Source organism: Geomonas sp. (genome assembly GCF_056994735.1).
Map to the genome: position 1 here is coordinate 1 of NZ_JBXKJL010000424.1, position 5587 is coordinate 5587.

The 5587-nt window shown below is 61.4% G+C and carries 5 protein-coding genes and 1 tRNA gene; all 6 read left to right on the top strand.

Translation table 11 applies throughout. From position 1 onward, the window contains the following. Nucleotides 1–120 precede the first annotated feature (120 nt). The gene (guaB, locus tag AC11W3_RS18155) at nt 121–1590 is read left to right on the top strand and encodes an IMP dehydrogenase (RefSeq protein WP_484093496.1); all 1470 of its coding nucleotides are present in this window, start codon (nt 121–123) and stop codon (nt 1588–1590) included. A gap of 162 nt (nt 1591–1752) precedes the next feature. Then, a complete protein-coding gene (gene guaA / locus AC11W3_RS18160) occupies nt 1753–3303 on the top strand; it encodes a glutamine-hydrolyzing GMP synthase (protein ID WP_484088569.1) in 1551 nt (516 codons plus the stop codon). Nucleotides 3304–3444: 141 nt separating this feature from the next. After that, nucleotides 3445–4089 carry an HAD family hydrolase gene (locus AC11W3_RS18165; RefSeq protein ID WP_484093497.1) on the top strand — a complete coding sequence of 215 codons (645 nt, stop codon included), beginning with the start codon at nt 3445–3447 and terminating at the stop codon, nt 4087–4089. Between the two features lie 89 nt (nt 4090–4178). Beyond that, nucleotides 4179–4472, top strand: coding sequence for a flagellar biosynthesis anti-sigma factor FlgM (flgM, locus tag AC11W3_RS18170; protein WP_484088567.1), 294 nt, complete (start codon nt 4179–4181; stop codon nt 4470–4472). Nucleotides 4473–4581: 109 nt separating this feature from the next. Next, nucleotides 4582–4656 (top strand) — tRNA-Gly (locus AC11W3_RS18175). A gap of 35 nt (nt 4657–4691) precedes the next feature. Beyond that, a partial coding sequence (der, locus tag AC11W3_RS18180; RefSeq protein ID WP_484093498.1) for a ribosome biogenesis GTPase Der occupies nt 4692–5587 on the top strand: 896 nt, incomplete at its 3' end.

A 5587-nucleotide genomic window follows, 5' to 3' on the forward strand; every position in this document is an offset into this window, starting at 1 on the left:
TCCGCTCCCGAGGCCGTATAACTCACTTGTATTAGCCTTATTTTAGTTGACTTGGGGGGCCCCATATAATAAGTTTTTCGGTTAATATCCTGCTAGGCAACAACAAAAGGAGTCTCCCTTATGTTAGACAGCAGCATCCCTGAAGGCCTTACGTTTGACGATGTCCTGCTCCTCCCTGCCCACTCCCTGATCCTCCCCCGCGATGTAGACTTGTCCACCAAACTTACCAGCAACGTGCAACTGAACATCCCGCTTGTCAGTGCGGCCATGGACACGGTAACGGAGTCGCGGGCAGCAATCAGCATGGCTCGTGAAGGGGGACTCGGCTTCATTCATAAGAACTTCACGGTTGCCGAGCAGGCCATGGAGGTCGACAAGGTCAAGAAGAGCGAGTCCGGCATGATCGTGGACCCGATCACCATGCGGCCCAACCAGCGTATCCGCGAGGCCCTGGAAATCATGGCCAAGTACCGGATCTCCGGCGTGCCGATCACCAAGGCTAACGGCAAGCTGGTCGGCATCCTGACCAACAGGGACCTCCGCTTCGAAACCAACCTCGATCTTCCCATCTCCGACCGCATGACCAAGAGAAACCTGGTGACGGTGCCGGTCGGGACTACCCTGGAACAGGCCAAGGAGCACCTGAAGCACACCCGGGTCGAGAAGCTGCTGGTGGTCGACAACGACAAGAACCTGAAGGGGCTGATCACCATAAAGGATATCGAGAAGATCAAGAAGTACCCGAACGCCTGCAAGGACTCCCTCGGCCGCCTGCGTGCCGGCGCCGCCGTCGGCCCCACCCCTGACGCCGAGGCCCGTATCGACGCCCTGGTCAAGGCGGGGGTCGACGTCGTAGTCATAGACACCGCCCACGGTCACTCCCAGGGGGTGCTGGAGGCGATAGCCAGGATCAAGGGGAGCTTCCCCGGCCTCGACCTGGTCGCCGGCAACATCGCAACCGCCGATGCCGCCGAGGCCCTCATCAAGGCCGGCGTCAACGCCATCAAGGTCGGCATCGGACCTGGCTCCATCTGCACCACCCGCGTGGTCGCAGGTATCGGTGTGCCGCAGATCACCGCCATCGCCGAGTGCTCCAGGATCGCCAAGAAATACGGCGTCCCGATGATAGCCGACGGCGGCATCAAGTACTCAGGCGACATCACCAAGGCGGTGGCAGCAGGCGCCGACGTGATCATGATCGGCTCCCTCTTCGCGGGAACCGAGGAATCCCCCGGCGACACCATCCTCTACCAGGGCCGTGCCTACAAAGGCTACCGCGGCATGGGCTCCATCGGCGCCATGAAGGAGGGGAGCAAGGACCGCTACTTCCAAAGCGACGTGGACAGCGATATCAAGCTGGTCCCGGAGGGGATCGAGGGCATGGTCCCGCTGCGCGGACCGCTTTCCGCCAACGTCCACCAGCTGATGGGCGGCCTGCGCGCCGGTATGGGGTACACCGGCAGCCGGACCATCGCCGATCTTCAGAGCAATGGCCGCTTCGTCCGCATCACCGGGGCAGGTCTCAAGGAATCCCACGTCCACGACGTTATGATCACCAAAGAGGCCCCGAACTACCGGGTCGAGAAATAACCTCTTGAAACCAAACCGTTAGCCGCGGAGACACGGAGCAAATCGGAGAAAAGGCAAAAGCTTTCAAGCTTGGTTCAAACCTTTCTCTGGTTTTTGATTTCTCCGAATTTCCTCCGATTTTCTCCGTGGCGAATGGTTTTAATCTTTTTTGTAAGGACCAATATGACCATCGATATCCATTCCGAGAAGGTGCTGATCCTCGACTTCGGCTCCCAGGTGACTCAGCTGATAGCCAGGCGGGTGAGGGAGCAGAGCGTTTATTGCGAGATCCATCCCTACAACATGGCTCTCAACAAGATCAAGGAGTTCGCCCCCAAGGGGATCATCCTCTCCGGCGGCCCCTCGAGCGTCTACGACAAGGATGCCCCCCTCTCCGACCTCGGCATCTACGACCTCGGCATTCCGATCCTCGGCATCTGCTACGGAATGCAGCTCATGACCCAGCAGCTCGGCGGCCGCGTGGAGCGCTGCGACAAGCGCGAGTTCGGGCGTGCCTCCCTGGTCCTCGACGGCGAGAGCGAGATCTTCACCGGCTTCAACGGCTCCGCCGAAGTCTGGATGTCCCACGGCGACCGGATCGAGGCCATGCCGGCCGGATTCAAGCTCATGGCACACACCGAAGGGTGCCCCGTCGCCGCCATGAAGGACGAGAAGCGCCGCTTCTACGGCGTGCAGTTCCACCCCGAGGTGGTCCACACCCCGCGCGGCGATGAGATGATCGGCAACTTCCTCTTCAACATCTGCGGCTCCGAGCCTACCTGGACCATGGCCAACTTCATCGAAACCGAGATGGCGTCAATCCGTGAGAAGGTCGGCACCGGCAAGGTCCTCTGCGCCCTCTCCGGCGGGGTCGATTCCGCCGTTGTGGCCGTCCTTATCCACAAGGCTATCGGCGACCAGCTGCAGTGCGTCTTCGTGAACAACGGCCTCCTCAGGAAAGGTGAGGCCGAGAAGGTGGTGAATCTCTTCACCAAGCACTTCAAGATCAACCTGGACTACGTCGAGGCCACCGACCGCTTCCTCGACAAGCTCGAAGGGGTCTCCGATCCCGAGGCGAAGCGGAAAATAATCGGCAACGAGTTCATCTACCTCTTCGAGGAAGAGGCCAAGAAGCTTGGGCAGGTCGATTACCTTGCCCAGGGGACCCTTTACCCGGACGTGATCGAGTCCGTCTCGACCAAAGGACCCTCCGCCGTGATCAAGAGTCACCACAACGTCGGCGGCCTCCCCGAGAAGATGAACCTGAAGCTGCTGGAGCCGGTCCGCGAGCTCTTCAAGGACGAGGTCAGGCTCCTCGGCAAGGAACTCGGCATGCCGGACGAGATGGTCTATCGTCAGCCCTTCCCGGGGCCGGGCCTGGCCATCCGTTGCATCGGCGAACTGAGCGCCGAAAAACTAGATATCCTTCGTGAGGCCGATGCAATAGTCATCGAAGAGATTCGTAAGGCTGGGTTATATCGCGAGATATGGCAGTCATTTGCCGTACTCCTCCCGGTGAAGACCGTGGGGGTCATGGGCGATGCCAGGACCTACGAGTTCACCTGTGCACTGCGTGCGGTGAACTCCCTGGACGGCATGACCGCCGACTGGGTGAAGCTGCCGTACGAGCTCCTGGGCAGCATTTCCTCCCGCATCATCAACGAGGTCAAAGGGGTCAACAGGGTGGTCTACGACATCAGCCAGAAGCCTCCCGCAACCATCGAATGGGAATAAACCAGCCTCGATTTTCGAGCTGGATCGCATCTTGCAAAATAGAATCGCGGTAGCTTCGGCTGCCGCGATTTTTGCATTCTGGCCCCATGAAATTCTTTTATTTTCCGCATACTTTGGATTTCAAGGCTCTAAGGTTCCGACATGATAAAACTCCTCATCTTCGACCTTGATGGAACCCTGATCGACTCCCTGCCCGACCTCACCGACGCCGCCAACAAGGTGCGCGAGAGGTTCAATCTCTCGGTGCTGGCGCCCGAGGATGTACGGAAGCTGGTAGGGCAGGGGGCGCGCTCCCTGGTCGAGCGGGCGCTGCCGGGATTTTCGGCGGAAGATGTCGACGAGGGGCTGAGGATCTTCCTCGACTACAACCTTGCGCACATCGCCGACAAGACCACGGTATACCCCGGCGTGGTGGAAACCCTGGAGGCGCTGCAGGGGAAAGGGCTTTCCCTCTGTGTCCTGTCCAACAAGAACGTGGCCCTCTGCCGCGAGGTGCTCTCCCGGCTCTGCATAGACAACTTTTTCCCCATGGTCATGGGTGCCGACTCCCTTCCCTTCCGCAAGCCCTCTCCCGAGCCGATTCTGGTCCTCATCGAAAGGTATGGGGTCGCAGCCGGTGAAGCCGTCATGATCGGTGACAGCATCAACGACATCGCCGCCGGGCAGGGCGCGGGAGTGACCACCGTCGGGTGCAGTTACGGTTATGGCGACCGCAGTGAAGTGTCCGGTGCCGACTGTGTCGTGGAAGATTTCCCATCACTACTGAAGTTATCCGTACTGGCATAAGAAAAATATAATCAGCGTGAAAAAAGGCTAAAGTTATTTAAAGGAGTGTCGAAGTGCAAGATATACGTGATTTCCGGGGGCGTGAAGAAATGAAGATTGATGACATGAACCAGCAGGCAGCGGTTGCCTTTGTCTCAAGTGCGAGGGCCGAGAAGCAGTCAGATGCGAATGAAGCTCATGGCGGATCTGCTGCCAGGCAGCAACGCGCGACTGACACTGTCGATCTCTCCAGATATATACCGTCAGCTACCGAATCACGGCAGAAGGACGACATAAGGGCAAGCCGTGTCGAGGAAGTGAGGGCACAGTTGGCGAGCGGTACTTACAACGTCAGCGGCCGCGCTGTAGCAGAGAAAATGCTCTCCAAGATCGTGATGCCCTAGTGCCACCAAGGGCACAGGAGAAGCCCGCAGAGCCGTCTCCTGAGAGAGTAAGGCAACAAAATCATTGACAACGAATGGGGGATTGAGGTAAATAGATCTCTCCATTCAAGCGGGAATAACTCAGTGGTAGAGTGTCAGCTTCCCAAGCTGAAGGTCGCGGGTTCAAATCCCGTTGCCCGCTCCACCCATTCCGCCACGCGCCGCGAATCCCGAGATCCCATGCCCCTGCCGCTGGTCGCCATCGTGGGCCGCCCCAACGTGGGCAAGTCGTCGCTCTTCAACCGCGTCGTCGGCGAGCGGTTGGCGGTGGTCGACGACCGCCCCGGCGTGACCCGCGACCGCCACATCCGGGTGGCCGAGTGGGGCGGGCGCGACTTCTTCCTGGTGGACACCGGCGGCTACCTGCCGGCGGCCCGCGAGGGGATCGACGCGGCGGTGCGCCGCCAGGCCGAGCTGGCCATCCAGCAGGCCAGCGTCGTGCTGCTCGTGGTCGACGCCGCCACCGGGCCCACCGACCTCGACGACCACCTGGCGCGCTACGTCCGCCGCCGCGACAAGGCCGCGCTGCTCGTGGTCAACAAGATGGACCGCCCCGGCCACGACGACCCGCGGATCGCCGAATTCCACCGCCTCGGCCTCGGCGAACCGGCCGCGGTCTCCGCCGCCCAGGGCTTCGGGGTCGGCGACCTGCTCGACCGCCTGCTGCCGCTCCTGCCGCCGGAGAGCGGCCCGCCCGAGCCGCCGGGGTTGCGGGTGGCCATCGTCGGCCGCCCCAACGTCGGCAAGTCGTCGCTGGTAAACGCCCTGCTCGGCGAGGAGCGCATGGTGGTGCACTCCGAGCCCGGCACCACGGTGGACAGCGTCGACTCGCGCTTCACGCGCGACGGCGAGGAGTTCGTGCTGGTGGACACGGCCGGCCTGCGCCAGCAGGCGCACTTCGCCGACGACGCCGAGTTCTTCGCCACGCTGCGGTCGGCCCGCGCCATCGAGCGCGCCGAGGTGGTGACGGTGGTGGCCGAGGCCACGGCCGGGCTCATGCGCCAGGACCTGCGGGTCGTCGAGGCGGTGGTCGAGGCCGGCCGCCCGGCGCTCATCGCCTACAACAAATGGGAACT